Below are 20,096 nucleotides of genomic sequence, written 5' to 3'. Positions count from 1 at the left end.
GATTCGCGGGGTTGTCGCGTAAGCGGGAACGTCGCACGAGAGAGTAACCGAGTGGGTGGCGCGGTCGCCCACACCGGTCAAGGAGCGCACCAGTGATGGTGGAAGACAACGAAAACAAGAAGCGCAAGGGCCTATTCGGCACTCGCAAAACCACCAGGAAGGCGGCACCGGCTCAGCAATCTCCAGCACAGCAGACTCCGGTCGAGCAGGTTCCGCCGCAGGCTCCGAGCCTGCCGGAGCCCGTTGAAACGCCCGTCACGGTCGACGAGGCCGTGGACCAGCCGGTCGCTTTCCCCGCCCTGCCCACCCCGTTCGATGAAACCGTCGAGGTGGTTCGCCGTCCCACGACGTCGCTGATCTTCCAGGCGCCGGCGATCCTGCCCGCCCCGGTCAGGTCCGGCGGTCGCCAGCTCGACGACGAGGATGACGACGCCGACGAGAGCTCGACGGTGCGCCGTCGTGCCCGCCGACGCACCGGCGAGGAGGGCCGCAGCGACGACCCGGCCAACACCGTTGTGCGGGTGCGCACCCCGCGCGAACCCGAACTCATCACCGAGCCGCAGCGCATCAAGGGGTCTACCCGCCTCGAGGCGAAGAAGCAGCGCCGCCGTGACGGCCGGGATGCCGGACGTCGCCGCCCGGTCATCACCGAGGCCGAGTTCCTCGCCCGGCGCGAGTCCGTCGACCGTGCCATGGTCGTGCGTGCCAAGCACAACAAGATCCAGATCGGCGTGCTCGAAGACGGCGTGCTGGTCGAGCACTACGTGGCCAAGAACCAGGATGCGTCGCTCATCGGCAATGTCTACCTCGGCCGAGTGCAGAACGTGCTGCCCAGCATGGAAGCCGCCTTCGTCGACATCGGTCGCGGTCGCAATGCCGTGCTGTACTCCGGTGAAGTCGACTGGGACGCCGCCGCGGTGAACTCGCCCGGTGGTACCCAGACCCGCCGCATCGAACTTGCCCTCAAGCCCGGCGACAAGGTCCTCGTTCAGGTCACCAAGGACCCCGTCGGACACAAGGGCGCCCGGCTGACCAGCCAGGTCTCCCTGCCCGGCCGCTACCTCGTCTACGTGCCCAACGGCTCGATGAACGGAATCAGCCGCAAGCTGCCCGACACCGAGCGTGCCCGGCTCAAGAAGATCCTCAAAGAGGTCCTGCCCGACAACGTGGGCGTCATCGTGCGCACCGCTGCCGAGGGCGCGACCGACGAACAGCTCACCCTCGACGTGAACCGGCTGACCGCCCAGTGGGCGTCCATCGCCAAGCAGGTCGAGACGGTGTCGGGTCCGGCCCTGTTGCACAGCGAACCCGACCTGCTCATCAAGATCGTTCGCGACGTCTTCAACGAGGATTTCCACAAGATGGTCATCTCTGGCGACGACGCGCAGGAAGTCATCGAGTCGTACCTGCGCCAGGTGGCCCCCGACCTCGTCGAGCGCGTGCAGCGCTACGAGGGCGAGCGCGACGCGTTCGACGAATACCGCATCTCCGAGCAGATCGAGAAGGCGCTGGACCGCAAGGTCTGGCTGCCCTCGGGCGGTTCGCTCGTGATCGACCGCACCGAGGCCATGACCGTGGTCGACGTTAACACCGGCAAGTTCGTCGGTTCAGGCGGCAACCTCGAAGAGACCGTCACCAAGAACAACCTCGAAGCCGCGGACGAGATCGTGCGTCAGCTGCGCCTGCGGGACATCGGCGGCATCATCGTCGTCGACTTCATCGACATGGTGCTCGAGTCCAACCGGGACCTGGTGCTCCGCCGCCTGGTCGAATGCCTCAGCCGGGACCGCACCAAGCACCAGGTGGCCGAGGTCACCTCGCTCGGACTCGTGCAGATGACGCGTAAGAAGCTCGGCCTGGGCCTGCTGGAGTCGTTCAGCGAGAACTGCGAGACCTGCGCCGGCCGCGGGATCGTCATCCACCACGACCCGTGGTCAAGCACCGTCAGACGGCGCAGCCGGCCCAGGAACGACGCCCGCGCAGCAAATCCACCGGCAACGGCAACGGATCGACCCACCAGGACGGTGGCAACTCCGGTCAGCGCGGCGGCCACACCCCGCCCGCCGCCCACACCGACGCTGCCAAGGCCGGCCAGGGCACTCACGGCATCACCGAGGACGCCAAGCACGCCCTCGCGCTGATCGCCGCGCGCACCATCTCCCGCTCGCTCACGGGGTCCATCCCCGTGATCGCAGCGAACGAGACGGATGCGGCTGGTGCGGTCCTGCCCGCCGCCACCGAGCCGGCCGGCACCACGGCAACGAGCACCGCTCCGACCGGCAGCTCGACGCCGGTCTCCGAGCCTGGCACCGACAACGCTCCGTCCGGGGAGTCCGCAGCCGTGGACACCGCCACCGACCCGGCCGCTGACGGCGCTCCTGCCTCGCGCAGCGCGTCCCGGAACCGGTCGGTTGGCCGCTCGGACAACAGCCGCACGGACAACAACCGCACGGACAACCGCTCTGGTGTGCGCACGGGCACCGGCTCCGACGACCGGACCCCAGCGACCGAGGCCTCGACGGGTCAGCCCGCCGAGGACCTGGCCACAGGGGAGCACACCGGTGTCCAGGCCCAGCAGCCCGCAGCTGCTGACGGGTCCGAGGGCGTGGAGATCCTCGACATCCCGGTGAAGAAGTCACCGCGCAGTCGTCGTCCGGTCAGCAAGCAGGTCACCGATCAGCTGCTCGATTCCGTGCTGGACTCACTGCCCGAGCCCAAGCAGCCCGGTCAGGGTCGCTCGCGCAGCCGGCGCGTCACGACGGCCGGTGGCTCGACGACCTCGGTGCAGCCCATCGTGGTGCCCACGACCGACCAGAAGTAGCAGCGGCACACGCACCGCCCTGGCGGCGCCACCCTCGCGGGCGGCGCCGCTATCGGCGTCTCGGGGGTCGGCACCGATGGTTCCCCAGCCCGGCAGTGAAGGGGTTTCTCGGCACGGTCATTTCGGCACGGTAAGCTCGACCAATGCACAGCGATCGGGGGGCCGTGTCGCGCGTGCCCACCGGCCTGATCGTCGGTGTCATCCTGGTCGCACTGGCGTTCACCGTCCGAGCCGTGAGTCCGGCCTTCCAGGGCTGGGGACTCCCGGACCGCGCGCAGGACACCGTCACGCTGGCGCTGAGCGTCATCATCGAATCCGCGCCGTTCGTCTTCCTCGGCATCCTGCTGTCGACAGTGGTGCAGGTGTGGCTGCCGCACGGCTTCGTCACCCGGTTCCTGCCGCGCCAGCCGCTGCTCCGCCGCGCCTGCATCTCGCTCCTGGGCATGTTCTTCCCCGTCTGTGAGTGCGGAAACGTGCCCCTCGCCCGCGGATTCATGGTCGGGGGCTTCACGGTGCCCGAATCGATCACGTTCCTGCTCGCCGCGCCGATCCTCAACCCGATCACGATCATCACCACCCACCAGGCGTTCGGGTTCAGCGACGGGATCCTGATCACGCGTATCGTGGCGGGTTTCGTGATCGCCAACGTGATCGGCTGGCTCTACAGCCGCCACCCCGATCCCGACAGCCTGCTGACCCGCACGTTTTCGGCCTCGTGCGCCCGACCGGATGCCGGTCACGACGAGCACGACGGCCACGGCCACGGCGCGGCGACTCGCCACGGAAGATTCGAGAAGTCGGTCGACCTGTTCACCCGGGAGACCGCCGTGATCATGCCCGCGCTTTTCGTCGGCTCGCTGATCGCGGCGCTCACCCAGGTCTTCGTGCCCCGGTCGGTGCTGCTGGCCCTGGGCAGCAACCCCGTCTGGTCGGTGCTGGCCATGATGGGGCTCGCCTTCATCGTGGCGGTCTGCTCCAACGTGGACGCCTTCTTCGTGCTGTCGTTCGGCAGCACCTTCATGCCGGGCGGCATCGCTTCCTTCCTCACATTTGGAGCCATGATCGACGTCAAGATGCTCGCCCTGATGCGCACCACCTTCACCACCCGCACGCTCGTGCAGATCACGGCCCTGGTGGCCCTGATGAGCGCCGCCGCCGGATTGTTGCTGAACTATGTCGCCTGATACCGAGAAGCCGTCCTCGAGACGGATGCCCGTGCCCGCCTACCTGGCCGAACGCTGGCGCGGCATCGGCCTGAGCCTCGTCGTGGTTGTCGGTACCATCTGGCTCGGTGTCACCGGTCAGCTGGGCCTCTACATCCATCCGCGGTACTTCGTGTTCACCGTCGTCATGGCCGCGCTCGGGCTCCTGTTCGTGGTGGCCAGCTTCGTGGTCCGCACTCCCGCGGGTTCCGGCCCGCTATCGGCCCGCCGCGGTGCGCTCGCCCTGACCGGCAGCGGTCTTCTCCTCACGATCGCCGCGATCGCCGTGCTCGGCCTGCCTCCGGCCACGCTCACCAGCGCCACCGCGACCCAGCGTGAGGTCAACTCCGGCGGCCTCGACAGCGAAGCCTCATCGGCGCAGGCCGCCGCCCTGGTGGGCACCGGTGACTACGAGCGGTTGAGCGTGAAGGAATGGGTGTCGCTGCTGGCCCAATCGAGCGACCCGGGTCTGTACGCCGATAAGACGGCCCGGGTCACCGGTTTTGTGCTGCCCGATGCGGCAGACCCCGACAACGTCTTCTACGTGGCTCGGTTCGTGGTCACGTGCTGCGCCGTGGACGCCCAGCCGATCGGCCTGGCGGTCTACCAGCCGGGCTGGAAGGCGAGCTACGACACCGACGACTGGGTCGAGGTGACGGGAACGTTCCGGCCCAACCCGAGCGTGCGATCGACCGATGCGCTCGCCCTGCAACCCACGGCCATCACGCCCGTCGAACAGCCGAGCGACCCGTATGTCTACTGAGTCGCCGTTCACCGCCGGCCCCGAAGATCCGGGCGGCGCACGTCGGTTCCGTCGCACTCTCGGGATCCTCCTGACCGGGCTGATCGTTCTGTGCCTGGCGCTGGTGGCGGTCAACCTGCTGAACGGCCCCCGGCTCACCGGGTCCGACGTCGACACGACAGCCGTGGTCTCGGCCGCTGGGCAACGCCTGGTCCTCTCGACCAACCAACAGCTGGCCGAGGTCAGCGCGGATCAGGTGCAGATCAGCCCGGCCAGCCCGGTCGACGTGCAGACCTCGAACGATTCCGTCGTCGTCGTGTTCCCCCAGCCGCTGGCCTACGACACCGAGTACACCGTCCGGGTCAAGGACGTCTCGGGAGCCTTTGGCGACCGGAGCAGCGACCTGGCCGTGACCTTCCGCACCGGTCAGGCGCCCCTCTTCCTCCTCAGCCGGGAGCCGGCGACCCCGGGGGAGTCGACCAAGGATCCGGACCGCATCCTGCGCACCGCCGTCGGTTCGCCGGAGAGCACCGATGTCTTCACGGCGCCCTACATCCAGTCCTTCGTGCCCGTGGGGGACGAACTCGTGGTCGTCACCCTCGCCGACGACCTCAGCAGCCGGCTGAGCCTGGTCTCCGCCGACGGGCAAGCCGCCGAACTCACCCTGCCCGGCACCGGAACCGTCCAGGACCTGCAGGCCTCACCGTCCTCCAGCACCGTCGGGTTCCGGTTCAGCAGCGCGCCGGGAGCCGCCGGTGCCGTGTACGACAACACCCTGTTCCTGCTCGACCTCACCCGCGGCACCGTCGACACCGTTGCGGGCCTGGACGGAAACCCCATCCAGGCCATCGCCTGGGGATTCATGCCCGCCCGGTCCGAGCTCGTCGCGCAGCTCTTCGACACCACCCTTCTGCTCGTCGATCCGCGCACCGACACCGCCCCCATCCCGATCGGGCAATTCCCCAATCTCAACGCCTTCGCCCCCGACGGAGTCCGGATCGCGGTCTCCGATCAGGGCAGCCAGTATATCCTGGACCTCTCGACGGGCTCTGAGGCCGCGATCGTGCCCCAGGATGTGGCCGGGACCACCCCGTACACGGCTGAGCTGCGCTTCCTCACCGGGGGAGAGGGCTACGTGCAGCGGGTCGCCGAATTCGACCAGGCGACCGGCCGCGTTCGCCAGTACCTCACCCTGGTCACCGGCGACCCCGTCGCCCCCACCAGCCGGGTCGTCTACGAGCCGGTGCTGCCCAACGAGACCATCCTGGGCTTCGTGATCTCACCGAACGACCAGTACCTGGCGATCCAGACCGTACCCAACAGTCAGACCCAGGTCAGCGATGACTACCCGGTGGGGGCCCAGGCGACCACGGCGACCACGATCATCGTCGACCTGGCAACGGGCGCCATCAGTCGCAGCATCGTGGGGATCGACGCCATCTGGTGACGCCCCGTCAGCCGGTGGCGCCTCCGGGCCGCGAACGGCGCTCCCGGCCGCTCACCCGCAGGCCGCTGGCGCGCAAGCGGGTGACCAGCCCGCGGAAGTCCACGGGCACCGCTCCAGCGGCCACCAGGCTGTCGTAGCGGGCCTTGGGCACGTCGTAATGGTCCAGATCGAACCCGCGGCGGGGGATGCCCTGAGCAGACGCGAACGCGTGCAACTCCTCGAGCGACGAATCGCTCACCAGGTGCGACCAGAGCGTTCCGTGGGCCGGCCAGGCAGGCTGGTCGATCAGTATGCTCATCCTGAAAGTGTAGGGACTGAATCGGATGCCGGCAGACCCGTCGCGACACACCCCCGCCGAATGGTTTGACCGGGGCTATCCGATCCGCTAAAGTCGAGTGTTGGTGTGCGGTGGACTATGTCCACGCAACGCCCAAGGTTTTCTGAAGTGAGATGGGCCGACTTGGTCCATTTGCACTCGGTAACTTTCCATCATAGGAATCGGAGCCCCCGGGGTTCCCCAGAGATAGGTACGTAAAGTGGTTTACGCAGTTGTGCGCGCCGGTGGGCGGCAGGAGAAGGTAGAGGTCGGGACCATCGTAACGATGGACCGAATCAAGGCTGACAAGGACGGCAACGTCGAGCTGGCCGCCGTGCTTCTCGTCGACGGCGACAAGATCACCTCTGACGGGGCGTCGCTGGCCAACGTCAAGGTCACTGCCGAGGTCCTCAACGACCTCCGCGGCCCGAAGATCGTCATCCAGAAGTTCAAGAACAAGACCGGTTACAAGAAGCGTCAGGGGCACCGTCAGGAGCTCACTCGCGTTCAGGTCACCGGCATCGCCTAAGGCCTGAGGAGAAGAACAAATGGCACACAAAAAAGGCGCGAGTTCCACTCGCAACGGTCGTGACTCCAACGCACAGCGCCTCGGCGTGAAGCGCTTCGGCGGTCAGGTTGTCGGCGCGGGCGAGATCATCGTCCGTCAGCGTGGCACCCACTTCCACCCCGGCGTGAACGTCGGCCGTGGCGGCGACGACACCCTCTTCGCCCTCGAAGCCGGCTCGGTCGAGTTCGGTGCAAAGGGTGGCCGCAAGGTCGTCAACATCGTGGTAGCTGCCGCTTAGGCATCCACAGAGCTTTTCAACATGAGGGCGGGCTTCGGCTCGTCCTCATGTTTGTTTTTATCGCCACCTGAAAGGGGCATTCCCATGGCCACGTTCGTTGACCAAGTCACGCTGCATCTGCGAGCGGGCAACGGAGGAAACGGTTGTGTCTCGGTCAAACGCGAGAAGTTCAAGCCTCTCGCCGGCCCCGATGGCGGAAACGGCGGCAACGGTGGCGACATCGTCCTCGTCGCCGACCCGCAGGTCACCACCCTGCTGTCCTTCCACCGGTCCCCGCACCGCAGCTCCGCCAACGGCGGACCCGGCATGGGTGACCACCGCAACGGCTACAGCAGCGACATCATCGAGCTGCCGGTCCCGCTGGGCACCGTGGTCAAGGACGCCGAGGGCAACGAACTCGCCGACATGACGGAGCCCGGCTACCGCATCGTCGTCGCGCCCGGTGGACAGGGCGGGCTCGGCAACGCCGCCCTCGCCTCGACCAAGCGCAAGGCCCCCGGCTTCGCCCTGCTCGGAACCTACGGCTACGAGGGTGACGTCTACCTCGAGCTGAAGACCGTGGCGGATGTGGCCCTGGTCGGTTACCCCTCGGCAGGCAAGTCCAGCCTCATTGCCGCGATCTCCGCCGCGCGGCCCAAGATCGCCGACTACCCCTTCACGACCCTGCAGCCCAACCTCGGCGTCGTGGATGCCGGCGAGGTGCGCTACACCGTCGCCGACGTCCCTGGCCTCATCGAGGGCGCCAGCGAGGGTAAGGGCCTCGGTCTCGAGTTCCTGCGCCACGTGGAACGTTGCACCGCACTGCTGCACGTCCTCGACTGCGCCACGCTCGACCCCGGTCGCGACCCGATCAGTGACCTCGACATCATCCTCGGCGAGCTTGCCGCGTACCCTGTCCCCGAGGGCCAGACGCCGCTCCTTGAACGTCCGCAGCTGATCGCCCTGAACAAGATCGACGTGCCAGAGGGTCGCGAACTCGCCGCGTTCGTCAAGGCCGAACTCGAGGAACGCGGCTACCGCGTCTTCGAGATCTCCACGGTCAGCCACGAGGGCCTCCGCCAGCTCAACTTCGCCCTGGCCGAAACCGTCGAAGCCGGTCGTCTCAGCAGCGCAGAGGCCGCCGCCCTCAAGCCCCGCATCGTCATCCGACCCAAGGCCGTCGACGACAGCGGTTTCATCGTGCGCGTCGAAGGCGGATCGTTCGGCAACATCTTCCGCATCCTCGGCGCCAAGCCCGAGCGCTGGGTGCAGCAGACGGACTTCAAGAACGACGAAGCCGTCGGCTTCCTCGCCGACCGCCTCGCCAAGCTCGGCACCGAAGACGAACTCTTCAAGGCCGGTGCCGTCGCCGGCTCGACCGTCGTGATCGGCCCGGGGGACGGGATGATCTTCGACTGGGAGCCCACCCTTACCTCCACCGCCGAGCTGATCACCGCCCCGCGCGGAACCGATAGCCGGATGGACGACTCCAAGCGCCGCACCAGCAACGAGCGCCGCGAGGAATACCTCAAGCGCATGGACGCGAAGTCCGCCGCCCGGGCCGAACTCATCCGCGAACGCGAGGCCGGCATGTGGTCGACCGGCGAGGAAGAGTACAACGGCGGCGCCGACGAGGTCACCGAGAACAACGCTGCCCGTCGGCGCACCCGGGAGGGCGACTCCGAGTGACCGATGGAGGGGTGAGCGGCGCCGACCGGAGCCGCCTGGAGCGCAGCGGCATCGCCACGGCCAGACGCATCGTCGTCAAGGTCGGATCGTCCTCGATCAGCGGCGCCAACGTCGGCCAGATCGCACCCCTCGTCGACGCCCTGGCGTCGGCGCACGGGCGCGGCGCCGAGGTGGTCCTGGTCTCCTCCGGCGCCATCGCTACCGGCATGCCCTACCTGCAGCTGGACGAGCGCCCCACCGATCTCGCGACCCAGCAGGCCGCGGCGTCGGTGGGCCAGAACCTCCTCATCTTCCGGTACCAGGACAGCCTCGACCGGTACGACATCATCGCGGGACAGGTGCTCCTCACAGCCGGAGACCTCGAGAACGCGTCGCCGCGCAGCAACGCGCAGCGCGCCATGGAGCGCCTGCTCGGGCTGCGTATCCTCCCCATCGTGAACGAGAACGACACCGTCGCCACCCACGAGATCCGGTTCGGCGATAACGACAGGCTCGCCGCCCTCGTCGCCACGCTCGTGAAGGCCGACCTGCTGGTGCTGCTCAGCGACGTGGATGCCCTGTACACCCGGCCGCCGCACCTGCCTGGCGCCGAGCGCATCGACTACGTCGCCGTGGGTGACACCCTGCCCGGTGTGGAGTTCGGCTCCTCGCTATCGGGAGTGGGCACTGGAGGAGCGGGCACCAAGGTGTCCGCCGCCCGGATCGCCCAGGATGCCGGAACCGCCGTGCTCGTGACCTCCACGGCGCTCGTCGCTGAGGCGCTGCGGGGAGACGCGATCGGCACCTGGTTCGAGCCGGCTGAACCCGGCGTCAGCGGGCGCCCCGTCGCACACGAGCTGTCCTAAGCTAGGGGCATGTCGCAGACCCGCCCCGTCGCCCTGCCGCCCACCGAGGACCAGGCGGGGACCGTGCCGGACGCCGTGCCCGCACACGTCGGGCCCGGCGAACGTGGCTCTTCTCAAACCGCCCACGGCCTCACCGCGTTGCTCACCGCGGCACGCCAGGCCTCCCTGGCTCTCGCCTCAGCACCCACCCAGGTGAAGAATCGCGCCCTGCACGGCATCGCCCAGGCGCTCCGTGACAACGTCGCCGGTATCGTCGAGGCCAACGCTGTCGATCTCTCTGTCGGCGCGGAGAACGGCCTGAGTGCGGCATTGCTGGACCGACTGACGCTGGACGAGACGCGCATCCGCTCTCTCGCCGACGCCGTGGCCGAGATCGAACTGCTCACGGACCCGGTCGGCGAGGTGGTGCGCGGCAGCAGCCTGCCCAACGGCGTCAAGATCAGCCAGGTGCGCGTGCCGTTCGGTGTGGTCGGTGTCATCTACGAGGCGCGGCCCAATGTGACCGTCGACATCGCCGCCCTGGCCCTCAAGAGCGGCAACGCCGCGGTTCTCCGCGGCGGATCGGCCGCCGAGAACTCGAACCGGGTGCTCGTGGGCCTGATTCAGCAGGCACTCGTCGCGGCCGGGCTGCCGGGGGAGTCCGTGCAGACCATCGACCCCTACGGCCGCGCCGGCGCCACTCGTCTGATGCAGGCCCGCGGATTCGTGGACGTGCTGATTCCCCGCGGCAGCGCAGGGTTGATCCAGGCTGTCGTGACCGAATCCACCGTGCCCGTCATCGAAACCGGAGCCGGCGTGGTGCATATCTTCCTCGACGAATCGGCGAATCTCGCGTGGGCCACGGACATCGTGCACAACGCCAAGGTGCAGCGACCCAGTGTCTGCAACGCCGTCGAGACCGTGCTCGTGCACGAGGCCGCCGCCGCGCGGCTACTGCCGGCTGTGCTGGGCCGGCTCGCCGAGGCCGGCGTGACCATTCACGGGGATGCGACGGTGCGTGCCCTGTTCCCGGCCGCGGTGCCGGCCACCGAGGAGGACTGGGCCACCGAGTACATGAGCCTGGACCTGTCCGTGGCGGTCGTCGCCGACCTCGACGAGGCCATCGCGCATATCCGCCGGTACTCCACCGGTCACACCGAGTCGATCATCACCAACGACATCGTCAATGCCGAGCGCTTTCTGGGCGAGGTCGACTCCGCCGCCGTGATGGTGAACGCCTCAACCCGTTTCACCGACGGGGGCGAGTTCGGCTTCGGCGCCGAGGTCGGTATCTCCACCCAAAAGCTGCACGCGCGGGGGCCCATGGGCCTGCCGGAACTCACGAGTACCAAATGGATCGTCCGCGGATCCGGCCAGATCCGGTCCTAGCGTGTCTTCGGCGCACGGACGGCGCCGTGCGGGAGCCCTTCCCGGTGCGGGCGGGTCGCCCCGCTAGACTGGTCGAGGTGCCGGTGCCGCCCGTCGTGGCTTCCGGTTGACCCCACGCTTCCCCGAACGGAGATTCCATGTTGTTCCTGACCGCTGTCCTGGCCGAGGTCGAGCACGCCCAACTGCCCGTACCCACCTGGGTCTACGGCCTGGTGGCCCTCGTGATCTTCGCTGCCCTCGGTTTCGTCCTGTGGAGCTTCCGCGACGTCGCCAACCGCCACAGTGCCAAGGCGAACGCGTACGCCGCCGCGCACGGTGGCGCGTCCAGCCACGGCGGCCACTAACCGAACGGCCGACTATGACCCGGCACCGCCCGCGCATCGGAGTGATGGGTGGAACCTTCGATCCCATCCACCATGGGCACCTTGTGGCGGCCAGCGAGGTCGCCCAGAGCTTCGATCTCGACGAGGTCATCTTCGTGCCGACCGGGCAGCCGTGGCAGAAGCACGACGTGACCGTGGCCGAGCACCGCTACCTCATGACGGTGATCGCCACCGCATCAAACCCACGCTTCACGGTGAGCCGCGTCGACATCGACCGTACCGGCCCCACCTTCACCATCGACACGCTGCGGGACCTGCACGCTGAACGGCCGGACGCCGAACTCTTCTTCATCACCGGCGCCGACGCCATCACCCAGATCCTAGGCTGGAAGGACGCCGCCGAACTGTGGAAGCTGGCTCATTTCGTGGCTGTGAGTCGACCGGGACATGATCTGAGCATTTCAGGTTTACCTAACCAGGACGTAAGCTTGTTGGAGGTTCCGGCTCTGGCCATTTCTTCCACCGACTGCCGGGAACGCGTGAACCGGGGATTCCCGGTCTGGTACTTGGTCCCCGACGGGGTTGTCCAGTACATCTCAAAGCATCACCTGTATCGGAGTGTGGCATGACGTTGGGTAACAGCCCGCAGCCACTGACGCGACGACAGTTGCGCGAGTTGGCCCGGGAAAACGAACCGGTCTCTGCAGAGGACCGTTCGAACGACGAGTCGCCCGCGTCCCCCGAACCTCGCCCTACCTCCTCCCCGGCGCCGATCGAGCCCGACGAACACCACTCCCGGCACACTGCGCCGCCCGTCGAACGTGCTGAACCTGCCCGCCCTGCTCCGGCTCCATTGCCGATCCCCGAGCCGGCCATGGTGCAGGACACCGGCCGCACTCTGAGCCGCCGAGAACTGCGTGCTCTGCAGGCCGCGGCAACGGCGAGCACCGACAGTTCAGATGGCGAACATGCAGCCGATGAACGCGCAGCCGACGACCATTCAGCTCACAACGGGACTCCCGACGAACGCCAGCTGGCGCCGGTGGCTGTCGCCGCGAACCGGGACGCCGCGAACCGGGACGCCGCGAACCGGGACGCCGGCACCGCCGACGCGCCGGCGCTGAATCCCGCCCCGGCATCCAGCGGGCTGCACCCGCCCATCGGCCACTGGTCGGTCGACCGCGAAGACGACAGCCACATCGAGACGATCGGCCGTCGCGACGACCAGACCTTCGACGACCTCGTCGGTCGGGGCGTCGGAGCGGGCGGAATACCGACGACGACCAACGCCCTGATCCTGCCGTCGATCCCCAGGCAGGGCCCGGCCGGTCCCATCACCAGCACCGGTGAGATCATGATCACCGGTTCCATCGACCTGCCGCGCAGCCTCGGCGCCACTGGCCAGCACCCCAACCTCTTTGACTCGTCCGAGATGGACCGGATGCTGGATCAGCTCGACGAAGGCGGCCACCACAACGACGTCGCGCCCGTGAGCGCGAGCCGCGCCGTCAGCACCCACACCTCCACCCGCGGCGTCATGACGCCGCCGCGCAAACGGGGAGCGTCACTGCCGACGGTTCTCGCCATCACCGCGGCGGTGCTGGCCATCGGCGTGCTGTCACTCTTCGTGGTGGGCTACGCCTTCAATATCTACTAGCGACCCATGCTTTCCGGTGACCGACTAGTTTCGTTTCTTCTTATGCCATCCTTTTCGCTTTTACTAACTCAGGGATTCAATCGATGACCGCTTCTGCCCACGCTCTCGAGCTCCTCAAGGTGGCCGCCGCCGCCGCCGACTCGAAAGCGGGGGAGGACCTCGTAGCTATCGACGTTTCCCACCCGTTGCCGTTGGCCGACATCTTCCTCATCGTCACCGGACGCTCCGAGCGCAACGTCGTCGCGATCGCCGGCGAGATCGAGGACAAGCTCATCGAGGCCGGCTACAAGCCGCTGCGTCGTGAGGGACGCGCCGAGGGCCGCTGGGTCCTCGTCGATTTCGGCGACCTGGTCGTGCACGTGTTCCACGAAGAAGAGCGGGTCTACTACTCCCTCGAACGACTCTGGAAGGACTGCCCGGTCATCCCGATCGATCTGCCCAGCGCACGTGCCCTCGACGAGCCCGTCGTGGAACCCGCAGTGGCGACCCCGACCGAATCCGTGGTCGAAATTGATGCCGCGGACTAGCGTTTGGTTCGCGAGCACTCAAAACATGTAGTAACCTAATGAAGTTGTTTCGGAGGAATTCGAAACAAAGTCTGGGTCCGTGGCGCAGCTGGTAGCGCACCTGCATGGCATGCAGGGGGTCAGGGGTTCGAATCCCCTCGGATCCACAACAAAATACAAGAACCCCCGATGAAAGTAGTCATCGGGGGTTTTTTGCATGTCGATGCAGACCCGGTGGGAAAAGATTTTTAGTAATTTTTCCGCACGCATCGAGGGGACTGCGGACCGAGCCGGACGGCCCTTCGGTCATCGCAGGGACGGGGGAGCCGGCCGGGACGCTCCCGGGCTACCCGGCGGCAGGGCCACGGCCGATGCTGAGCCAGCCGTCCGGCCCGTTTCCGGCCGCACCACCCGCTGTCCCGCCGGTCGCACCCCCCGTCGAACCTGACGGGGTGCCGCCGGCTGCCGCATCCTTCATCGCCTGCAGCTGGCGTTCGACATCCGCGCGGGTGGCGCCGGAGGAGAGCTGGCGCTCCAGGTCGGCGTCCGGCGGTGCCGTCAGATCGTTCAGCGCCCCGCTGGCGAGCAGCTCGTCCGTGGCGGCGGCCCTGGCCTTCATCTGGGCCACCCGGTCCTTGGCCCTGTCGAGGGTCACGCCGACATCGCTCATCTCGGAGCCGATTCCGGCCGCGGCCTCATTGGCCCGTGCCTGGGCTTCGGATGCCGCGTAGGTGGCCTTGATCGTCTCCTTCTCGGTGCGGAACGCGGCAACGCGGTCGGCGAGGCGACGCTCGTTGGCCTGCAGACGCTCCTGCTGCTGCTGTAGCGCCGTGTACTGGTCCCGGAGCGAGGCCACCTGTCCCTCGAGCAGGGAGCGGCGCTCAAGGGCCGTGCGGGCGAGGTCCTCGCGTCCCTGGGTGAGGGCCTCCTGCGCCTGGTCCCCCAATCGGCGGTGCCGGGCGCCCATCTCCTGCCCCTGGAGTTCGAGCCGTTTCTTCGCCGTGGCCACATCGGCCAAACCGCGTCGCACCTGCTGCAGCATGGCGACGAGTTGCTCGTAACTGTCGTCGAGCGCTTCGCGTGGGTCCTCCAGCCGGTCCAGGGTGCGGGAGGCCTTGCTGCGGAAGATGACGCGGAGCCGGGAAGTGACGGTCATGAGTGAGTCCCTCGGTCAAGGTGGGTGTCCAGGTAGGGAGAAGGTCGCGACGGCGGCTGCGCATCCGGATGGTTCAGGGTGTGCAACTGCGCCATGCCGGCGTCGAGGGCGGCGATCTCCCGATCGACCTCGAGTTGCAGGGTGAGAAGAGCGTCGTCGCTGAACCCGCCGAGTCCGGCGGCGACCGCCGCGCGCACCGTGCGTACGAGCCCAGTCACCTGGTCGACCCGGTGAACGGCAAGCGGCAGGGCACCGCGGAGTACCTCGGGTTCGGTTTCCGAGGACAGCAGCAGCAGGTGGGCATCCACGGTCTGGGCTTCTGACTCAATCCGGCGGAACAGCCGTTTCAGGTCGCCGTGCGGACCGGCGCTGCGACCCGCGATATCGACGGCGGCATGCCCGCTGTACAACGAATCCCTCAGCCGCACCCGCTGAGCCAGGATCTCGTGCTGCGGTCCCACGCTCAGAGTCGCGCGGGTGCGAAGCAGCCCACGGTTCACCGCTCGGCTGCGGCGCATCCGCGTGTAGACCGTCCGGCCGATCAGCACCACCGTCAACGTCGACACGAGAACGATGGTTCCCAGTGCGGCCAGGACCTCGATGAGCACACCCATTGCTGCCTCCTGAATTCTGCTGGGCGAGTCGCGCCAGCAAACAGGCGCGATCTACCCGGTAAGGTACGCCGGAAACTGGGGAATTGTCAGGGAATCACGTGGCGGAGCCGTCAACACACGACCCCTACGATGAGGAGGTGACTGAGACCCTGCCCCCGTGCCCGGAATGCTCCAGCGACATGTCCTATGAGATGGGGGCGCTGCTGGTTTGTCCGCTCTGCGGCCACGAGTGGACGGCCGAGTCTGTCGCCGTCGATGAACCGGCACAGGAAGCTGTCATCACCGATGCGTTCGGGACCGTCCTGGCCGACCACGACTCGGTCACCATCATCAAGGACCTCAAGATCAAGGGCAGTTCCAACGTGATCAAGGTCGGCACCAAGGTGCGCGGCATCAGGCTGCGCCAGGGCGTGGGCGACCACGACATCGAATGCCGGATCGAAGGCGTGTCCATGCAGCTCAAGTCCGGGGTGGTCAAGAAGGCCTGATCGGGCGCGAACCCGATTCCACCCCCATCCGGGGCACCTGGATTACACTCCGTGGCATGACCGAGCAGCAGCCGTACACGGTGGTGCGGGCCTTCCCCGGTTTCGACGTCCGCCGCTATCCCGACAGCGTCCAGCTGCAAGTGCGGGTGCGCGGAGACGTCACGGGAGCGGCCGGCCGGGGTGTGAGACCGTTGCTTCGCTATCTCCGGGGCCACAACAGCTCTGCGACCCGGTTCGCCCTGACGGCCCCGGTGCTGCACGAGGAGGCCGGGGAAGACACCCATCTGGTCAGCGTGGTGCTGCCGGGTCAGCTGGACCCACGCGCCGTGCCGTCGCCCTTGGATGACGCCGTGACCGTGCGAGCAGTGCCCACATTCGAGGCGGCCGCCCTGCGCTTCCGCGGCGGCTGGAGTACCCGCCGGTTCGTCGACCGCGGGCTGCACCTGCTCGGGGAGGTGCTTGCGGCCGACCTCCTGCCCGACGGCCCCGTGTATTACGCCCGCGTCGACCCGAAGCCCGCCGCGGGCCTCCTCACCCGCCACGAGGCATTGGTGCGGGTGACCTCGGCGTGACCCGATGGCGGAGAATGGCTCTGTGACCCTCTCCGATCCGTCGTCGTCGCCTCCCACCCCGGACCGTTGTCCCTGCCTGAGCGGGGTGAGCTACGCCGACTGCTGTGGTCGACTGCATCTCGGCGACGCGCGGGCGGCCAGGGCCGAGACGCTGATGCGGTCGCGGTACGCGGCCTTCGCTGTCGCGGATGCCGACTACCTGCTGCGCACTTGGCACCCGAGCACCCGGCCGGAGACCCTGGAACTGGACCCCACGTTGCGCTGGGTGCGGTTGGATATCGGTCGCACGGTGCGGGGCGGACCGTTCGACACCGAGGGGAGCGTGGAGTTCACGGCGTACTACCGGCAGGACGGGCAGCGCGGTGAGCAACACGAGGTGAGCCGCTTCGTCAGGGTTGACGGTGGCTGGCTATACCTGGACGCCCTCGACTGACGGCCGTACGCGACGCCGTGACACGTGTCGGCCTGCAGAAGGCGCATACTTTCTTCATGGAAGACGATCCGCGTATCCTGGTCGTCGAAGACGAGGCTCGGCTCTCCGGCATGCTCGAGGAGTTGCTCGGCAGTGAGGGATACGACGTGACCGTGGCCAGGGACGGGCAGCGTGCGCTGCATGCCGGACTGACCCAGGACTTCGATGTGATCCTGCTGGACCGTGGCCTGCCCGTGATCAACGGACTGGACGTTCTCACGAAACTCCGGGCCGGCGGCGTCCTGACCCCGGTACTGGTGCTCTCAGCCCTGGGCAACCCTGCCGATCGGGTGGAGGGGTTGGACCGGGGTGCCGAGGACTACCTGGCCAAGCCGTTCGACCTTGACGAGCTCCTGGCGCGCCTGCGGGCTTTGCGTCGGCGGACGGTCTCGACGGTTCCCGTGTTGCGGGTTCCCGGAGGCCGGCTCAGTGTCGCCGACCGCGAGGTCACCCTCGACGCGGGCGGAACGGTGACTCTGTCCGAACGCGAGTGCGATCTTCTGGAGAGACTCGCCCGTCGGCCGGATCAAACGTACCCGCGCGAGGATCTGCTCAGCGTGGTCTTCCCTGACGCCGACGACGAAGGCGTGGTCGACACGTACGTGCACTACCTGCGCAAGAAACTGGGCCGCGATTGCGTGCACACCGTGCGCGGTATCGGCTACCGGATCGGACGCCCGCTGTGAACCGCCCGGACACCGGCCGGCCACGCACGGCCCTGGGCAGGACGGTCCTCAGTAGGACGGCGATGCTGTCAATCGGTGTGCGGACGGACCGCACGGACGATCCTGAGCTGCGCCGCGCCGCGCGGCGTCTCGCCATGCAGTTCACCGGCCTTATCGTGGTCCTGCTTCTGCTCGTGGGCGGGCTCGTGCTGGGCATCGTCAGCGCGGGCCAGCAGGAGGCATCCGATCAGGAGATCAGCAACAGCGCCTCGATCGACTCCCCGGATGAGGCACCCGACGGCGTCTACCTCATCGTCGTCGATGACGGGAGGCTCCGAACCTCCCGGGACCTGCCCGCCCAACTTCCCGACGAGGACGCCCTGCGTTCCGTCGCCGAGACAGGGGAGCCCGTGGAGAGCTCGGTCAGCATCGACGGACACGACTACCGGGTAGTCACCAGCCAGAACGGTCCGCACCTGACCCAGGTGGCTGTCGACCAGCACCAACGTGATGAGGAACGGGGCCGGCTGATCCTGGCACTTTCCGTGTCCGGCATCCTGGCTGCCATCGCCGCGTGGTTCCTGGCCACCTGGATGGCGCGGCGCGCGATGCAGCCCCTGGCCGAGGCCCTCGCCCTCCAGCGCAGGTTCGTCGCAGACGCCAGCCACGAACTCCGCACTCCGCTCACGGTTCTGAGCACCAGAGCCCAGATGTTGCGGCGCCGGCTCCCGGCGCTGACCGGGCCCGACGACGACGGCGCCCCGGGAGCATCGGCCCAGATTCGCGGACAGGTCGACGAGATCGTGCAGGATTCCCGGATGCTCACCGAAATCCTCGAAGACCTGTTGATCGCGGCCGATCCGCGCGAGGTCCTCGAGCAGCAGCCGCTGGACATCGCCGCACTCGCCGACGAAGCGGTCGCCTCATTGAGGCCCGTCGCTGAGCACCAGAACCTTTCGCTGGAGCGCACCGGGTCCGGCGCCCCGGTCATGGTCGACGGCGCGAGAATCGCCCTGCATCGGCTGTTCACGGCACTGGTGTCCAACGCCGTGGACCATGCCGTGCACAGCGTACGGGTGGACGTGCAGATCGTGGGCGTGAACGCGGTCATCCTGGTCAGCGACGACGGTCCGGGGTTCCCCGCCGGCACGGATGCCCACGCCTTCGAACGATTCGCCAGCACCCGTGCCGGGTCACCGGGGGGCGCCGACGCACCCGCTGCCTCTGCCTCGGCCTCCGGTGCTGCTGCTCCCGAGGGCGCCAGCGGTACCGCAGATACAGACGCAGACGCAACCGCAGCCGGTCCACGGCACTACGGCCTGGGACTCGCCCTGGTCGCCGAGGTGGCGGCACGGCACGGTGGCTCCGTCTCCATTGAGCCTTTCAGCGGTACAGGGGCGACCGTGGCCGTGACCCTTCCGGCCCGGCGCTGACGGGACACCGGTTGCGGCTCACCCGGTCGACGGACGCGGCCGCCCGGGGGTCCTGCACAGGGTGGCCCCCTGAGCCGATCTGCACAGTCCCGGCGATCTAAGAATTCTGGAAGAATACCGGCGCACGCTCGAGGCAGGACAGCCTCGGGGACGATCGCCCTCGAGCGCGGATGCCGCCACGGTCTGGCCGGGCGGGAAGGGATTCGTGATCAGCATCAGAAGCACCGGGAAGGCCGCCGCGCTGGCTGTGACGGTGGTGGTCGGCGCGGTCAGCGTCGTCGGAGGGGGAGTGCTGGCGGGCCTGCTCTGGGCGTCAGGGAGTGGCACGACCACGGTCGGCACCGGAAGCGTCGGCACCGGAAACGGCGGCACCGACGACGGAACGACGTCCGGCCAGGACGACGAGCAGTCGCCGTCCGACGACGAGTCGTCGGAGGGGCCTGAGTCGTCCGCGCCCTCCGATTTCGCGCCAGCACAGCCCGTACCAGCACAGCCCGCACCGGTGCAACCCGGCCATGGCCAGGCGCCGCACGCCCAGTCGTCGGGTTCCTGAGGGCCGTTCCCCGCGAGCGGGCCTCACCGGCTCCAGACCCCAACCGGTGAAGCTAGGCCAGGAACACCGCGGCCAGCAGGGCGATGTACACGATCACGAAGATCGCGGGCGTCAGGAATCGAACCACGTTCAGCCAGGGAGCCGACGCGATGACCCGACGGCTGAGTGCGGACGGTGCGCTCAACAGTGCCAGGTCCTCGATGATCGCCCCGCCCTCATTCGCGGCGGCGATCTGCGCAAGAGCGCCCAGGATTCCGGAGGCGAGCAAAACACCGGCGGCGGCGATGCGCACGCTGACGGGGGTGTCGCCCAGGCCCAGCGCGGTGAACCCGATCAGGGCGGTGAGCAGGAAGGTGGGTGCCAGCTGGGACACGATGATGTGCCACCGGGCCGCGGCCCAGCGAGTCAAAAGATCGGCTTCGGTCATGATCGCTCCGTTCGT

The 20,096-nt window shown here is 68.0% G+C and carries 22 protein-coding genes, 1 tRNA gene and 1 pseudogene; 20 read left to right on the top strand and 4 right to left on the bottom strand.

Annotation, left to right across the window (positions count from 1 at the left end; genetic code table 11):
• Positions 1 to 95 precede the first annotated feature (95 nt).
• From KY500_RS08100 to KY500_RS08085, 4 genes and pseudogenes are all read left to right on the top strand, one after another.
• Positions 96 to 2,821 (top strand): annotated as a pseudogene (locus KY500_RS08100) (Rne/Rng family ribonuclease).
• 143 nt (positions 2,822 to 2,964) lie between these two features.
• Complete coding sequence (locus tag KY500_RS08095) at positions 2,965 to 4,005, top strand: permease (protein ID WP_219903025.1); 1,041 nt, start codon at positions 2,965 to 2,967, stop codon at positions 4,003 to 4,005.
• On the top strand, positions 3,995 to 4,786 hold the full coding sequence (locus tag KY500_RS08090) for a TIGR03943 family protein (protein ID WP_255579875.1): 792 nt from the start codon (positions 3,995 to 3,997) through the stop codon (positions 4,784 to 4,786). The genes KY500_RS08095 and KY500_RS08090 overlap by 11 nt, the downstream gene beginning before the upstream one ends.
• Entirely contained in the window at positions 4,776 to 6,212 is a 1,437-nt protein-coding gene (locus tag KY500_RS08085; protein WP_219903024.1) for a hypothetical protein, read from the top strand. The genes KY500_RS08090 and KY500_RS08085 overlap by 11 nt, the downstream gene beginning before the upstream one ends.
• A 7-nt stretch (positions 6,213 to 6,219) precedes the next feature.
• Here the strand turns inward: KY500_RS08085 and KY500_RS08080 are convergent, their stop codons facing one another.
• Positions 6,220 to 6,510: a DUF4031 domain-containing protein gene (locus tag KY500_RS08080; RefSeq protein ID WP_219903023.1), complete on the bottom strand. Its 291-nt coding sequence runs from the start codon at positions 6,508 to 6,510 to the stop codon at positions 6,220 to 6,222.
• A gap of 238 nt (positions 6,511 to 6,748) precedes the next feature.
• Between KY500_RS08080 and rplU the strand changes: the two genes are divergently transcribed.
• The 10 genes from rplU to KY500_RS08030 all read left to right on the top strand — a co-directional run bounded on the left by rplU (position 6,749) and on the right by KY500_RS08030 (position 13,868).
• A complete protein-coding gene (gene rplU / locus KY500_RS08075) occupies positions 6,749 to 7,057 on the top strand; it encodes a 50S ribosomal protein L21 (RefSeq protein WP_219903022.1) in 309 nt (102 codons plus the stop codon).
• A gap of 19 nt (positions 7,058 to 7,076) precedes the next feature.
• Complete coding sequence (gene rpmA, locus KY500_RS08070) at positions 7,077 to 7,334, top strand: 50S ribosomal protein L27 (protein ID WP_066595878.1); 258 nt, start codon at positions 7,077 to 7,079, stop codon at positions 7,332 to 7,334.
• Positions 7,335 to 7,418: 84 nt separating this feature from the next.
• Positions 7,419 to 9,002 (top strand): GTPase ObgE, encoded by a 1,584-nt coding sequence (gene obgE, locus KY500_RS08065; RefSeq protein WP_066595875.1) that lies wholly within the window; start codon positions 7,419 to 7,421, stop codon positions 9,000 to 9,002.
• 35 nt (positions 9,003 to 9,037) lie between these two features.
• A complete protein-coding gene (gene proB / locus KY500_RS08060; protein ID WP_219903355.1) occupies positions 9,038 to 9,847 on the top strand; it encodes a glutamate 5-kinase in 810 nt (269 codons plus the stop codon).
• Positions 9,848 to 9,856: 9 nt separating this feature from the next.
• Positions 9,857 to 11,215: a glutamate-5-semialdehyde dehydrogenase gene (locus KY500_RS08055; protein WP_219903021.1), complete on the top strand. Its 1,359-nt coding sequence runs from the start codon at positions 9,857 to 9,859 to the stop codon at positions 11,213 to 11,215.
• Between the two features lie 137 nt (positions 11,216 to 11,352).
• On the top strand, positions 11,353 to 11,559 hold the full coding sequence (locus KY500_RS08050) for a hypothetical protein (RefSeq protein ID WP_066595868.1): 207 nt from the start codon (positions 11,353 to 11,355) through the stop codon (positions 11,557 to 11,559).
• A gap of 14 nt (positions 11,560 to 11,573) precedes the next feature.
• Positions 11,574 to 12,167 carry a nicotinate-nucleotide adenylyltransferase gene (gene nadD / locus KY500_RS08045; RefSeq protein WP_157109171.1) on the top strand — a complete coding sequence of 198 codons (594 nt, stop codon included), beginning with the start codon at positions 11,574 to 11,576 and terminating at the stop codon, positions 12,165 to 12,167.
• Positions 12,164 to 13,195, top strand: a complete 1,032-nt coding sequence (locus tag KY500_RS08040) for a hypothetical protein (RefSeq protein WP_219903020.1) — start codon at positions 12,164 to 12,166, stop codon at positions 13,193 to 13,195. Before nadD ends, KY500_RS08040 begins: the two co-directional genes overlap by 4 nt.
• 83 nt (positions 13,196 to 13,278) lie before the next feature.
• Positions 13,279 to 13,722: a ribosome silencing factor gene (rsfS, locus tag KY500_RS08035; RefSeq protein WP_219903019.1), complete on the top strand. Its 444-nt coding sequence runs from the start codon at positions 13,279 to 13,281 to the stop codon at positions 13,720 to 13,722.
• Between the two features lie 73 nt (positions 13,723 to 13,795).
• Positions 13,796 to 13,868: transfer RNA gene (locus KY500_RS08030), tRNA-Ala, on the top strand.
• Between the two features lie 179 nt (positions 13,869 to 14,047).
• Here KY500_RS08030 and KY500_RS08025 read toward each other — a convergent pair.
• Together KY500_RS08025 and KY500_RS08020 are read right to left on the bottom strand one after the other, a co-directional pair.
• Positions 14,048 to 14,857 (bottom strand): PspA/IM30 family protein, encoded by an 810-nt coding sequence (locus KY500_RS08025; RefSeq protein WP_219903018.1) that lies wholly within the window; start codon positions 14,855 to 14,857, stop codon positions 14,048 to 14,050.
• Complete coding sequence (locus KY500_RS08020; RefSeq protein ID WP_219903017.1) at positions 14,854 to 15,471, bottom strand: hypothetical protein; 618 nt, start codon at positions 15,469 to 15,471, stop codon at positions 14,854 to 14,856. Before KY500_RS08020 ends, KY500_RS08025 begins: the two co-directional genes overlap by 4 nt.
• A gap of 137 nt (positions 15,472 to 15,608) precedes the next feature.
• On the opposite strand from KY500_RS08020, the gene KY500_RS08015 reads away from it, so the two are divergent.
• From KY500_RS08015 to KY500_RS07990, 6 genes are all read left to right on the top strand, one after another.
• Positions 15,609 to 15,959 carry a zinc ribbon domain-containing protein YjdM gene (locus tag KY500_RS08015; protein ID WP_219903016.1) on the top strand — a complete coding sequence of 117 codons (351 nt, stop codon included), beginning with the start codon at positions 15,609 to 15,611 and terminating at the stop codon, positions 15,957 to 15,959.
• A 56-nt stretch (positions 15,960 to 16,015) separates the two neighbouring features.
• The gene (locus KY500_RS08010; RefSeq protein WP_219903015.1) at positions 16,016 to 16,531 is read left to right on the top strand and encodes a heme-binding protein; all 516 of its coding nucleotides are present in this window, start codon (positions 16,016 to 16,018) and stop codon (positions 16,529 to 16,531) included.
• 22 nt (positions 16,532 to 16,553) lie between these two features.
• Complete coding sequence (locus tag KY500_RS08005; protein ID WP_255579874.1) at positions 16,554 to 16,964, top strand: YchJ family protein; 411 nt, start codon at positions 16,554 to 16,556, stop codon at positions 16,962 to 16,964.
• A gap of 56 nt (positions 16,965 to 17,020) precedes the next feature.
• A complete protein-coding gene (locus KY500_RS08000) occupies positions 17,021 to 17,689 on the top strand; it encodes a response regulator transcription factor (protein WP_219903013.1) in 669 nt (222 codons plus the stop codon).
• 62 nt (positions 17,690 to 17,751) lie between these two features.
• Positions 17,752 to 19,101: a HAMP domain-containing sensor histidine kinase gene (locus tag KY500_RS07995; protein WP_219903012.1), complete on the top strand. Its 1,350-nt coding sequence runs from the start codon at positions 17,752 to 17,754 to the stop codon at positions 19,099 to 19,101.
• A 205-nt stretch (positions 19,102 to 19,306) separates the two neighbouring features.
• Entirely contained in the window at positions 19,307 to 19,654 is a 348-nt protein-coding gene (locus KY500_RS07990; protein ID WP_219903011.1) for a hypothetical protein, read from the top strand.
• Positions 19,655 to 19,706: 52 nt separating this feature from the next.
• On the opposite strand, the gene KY500_RS07985 is transcribed toward KY500_RS07990, so the two are convergent.
• Positions 19,707 to 20,081 (bottom strand): hypothetical protein, encoded by a 375-nt coding sequence (locus KY500_RS07985; protein ID WP_120336840.1) that lies wholly within the window; start codon positions 20,079 to 20,081, stop codon positions 19,707 to 19,709.
• Positions 20,082 to 20,096: the final 15 nt, after the last annotated feature.

Source organism: Cryobacterium sp. PAMC25264 (genome assembly GCF_019443325.1).
Lineage (GTDB): Bacteria > Actinomycetota > Actinomycetes > Actinomycetales > Microbacteriaceae > Cryobacterium.
Note: the sequence above shows the minus strand (reverse complement) of the source record. Positions and strands in the feature narration are given on the sequence as shown.

Bases quoted from the DNA above. Each gene is read 5' to 3' on its own strand.
- KY500_RS08050 (WP_066595868.1), top strand. From the start codon at position 11,353: ATGTTGTTCCTGACCGCTGTCCTGGCCGAGGTCGAGCACGCCCAACTG.
- KY500_RS08080 (WP_219903023.1), bottom strand. From the start codon at position 6,510: ATGAGCATACTGATCGACCAGCCTGCCTGGCCGGCCCACGGAACGCTC.
- rpmA (WP_066595878.1), top strand. From the start codon at position 7,077: ATGGCACACAAAAAAGGCGCGAGTTCCACTCGCAACGGTCGTGACTCC.
- KY500_RS08000 (WP_219903013.1), top strand. From the start codon at position 17,021: ATGGAAGACGATCCGCGTATCCTGGTCGTCGAAGACGAGGCTCGGCTC.
- KY500_RS08085 (WP_219903024.1), top strand. From the start codon at position 4,776: ATGTCTACTGAGTCGCCGTTCACCGCCGGCCCCGAAGATCCGGGCGGC.
- KY500_RS07995 (WP_219903012.1), top strand. From the start codon at position 17,752: ATGCTGTCAATCGGTGTGCGGACGGACCGCACGGACGATCCTGAGCTG.
- KY500_RS08010 (WP_219903015.1), top strand. From the start codon at position 16,016: ATGACCGAGCAGCAGCCGTACACGGTGGTGCGGGCCTTCCCCGGTTTC.
- rsfS (WP_219903019.1), top strand. From the start codon at position 13,279: ATGACCGCTTCTGCCCACGCTCTCGAGCTCCTCAAGGTGGCCGCCGCC.
- KY500_RS08020 (WP_219903017.1), bottom strand. From the start codon at position 15,471: ATGGGTGTGCTCATCGAGGTCCTGGCCGCACTGGGAACCATCGTTCTC.
- obgE (WP_066595875.1), top strand. From the start codon at position 7,419: ATGGCCACGTTCGTTGACCAAGTCACGCTGCATCTGCGAGCGGGCAAC.
- KY500_RS08025 (WP_219903018.1), bottom strand. From the start codon at position 14,857: ATGACCGTCACTTCCCGGCTCCGCGTCATCTTCCGCAGCAAGGCCTCC.
- KY500_RS08090 (WP_255579875.1), top strand. From the start codon at position 3,995: ATGTCGCCTGATACCGAGAAGCCGTCCTCGAGACGGATGCCCGTGCCC.
- KY500_RS07985 (WP_120336840.1), bottom strand. From the start codon at position 20,081: ATGACCGAAGCCGATCTTTTGACTCGCTGGGCCGCGGCCCGGTGGCAC.
- KY500_RS08095 (WP_219903025.1), top strand. From the start codon at position 2,965: ATGCACAGCGATCGGGGGGCCGTGTCGCGCGTGCCCACCGGCCTGATC.
- nadD (WP_157109171.1), top strand. From the start codon at position 11,574: ATGACCCGGCACCGCCCGCGCATCGGAGTGATGGGTGGAACCTTCGAT.
- KY500_RS08040 (WP_219903020.1), top strand. From the start codon at position 12,164: ATGACGTTGGGTAACAGCCCGCAGCCACTGACGCGACGACAGTTGCGC.
- KY500_RS08055 (WP_219903021.1), top strand. From the start codon at position 9,857: ATGTCGCAGACCCGCCCCGTCGCCCTGCCGCCCACCGAGGACCAGGCG.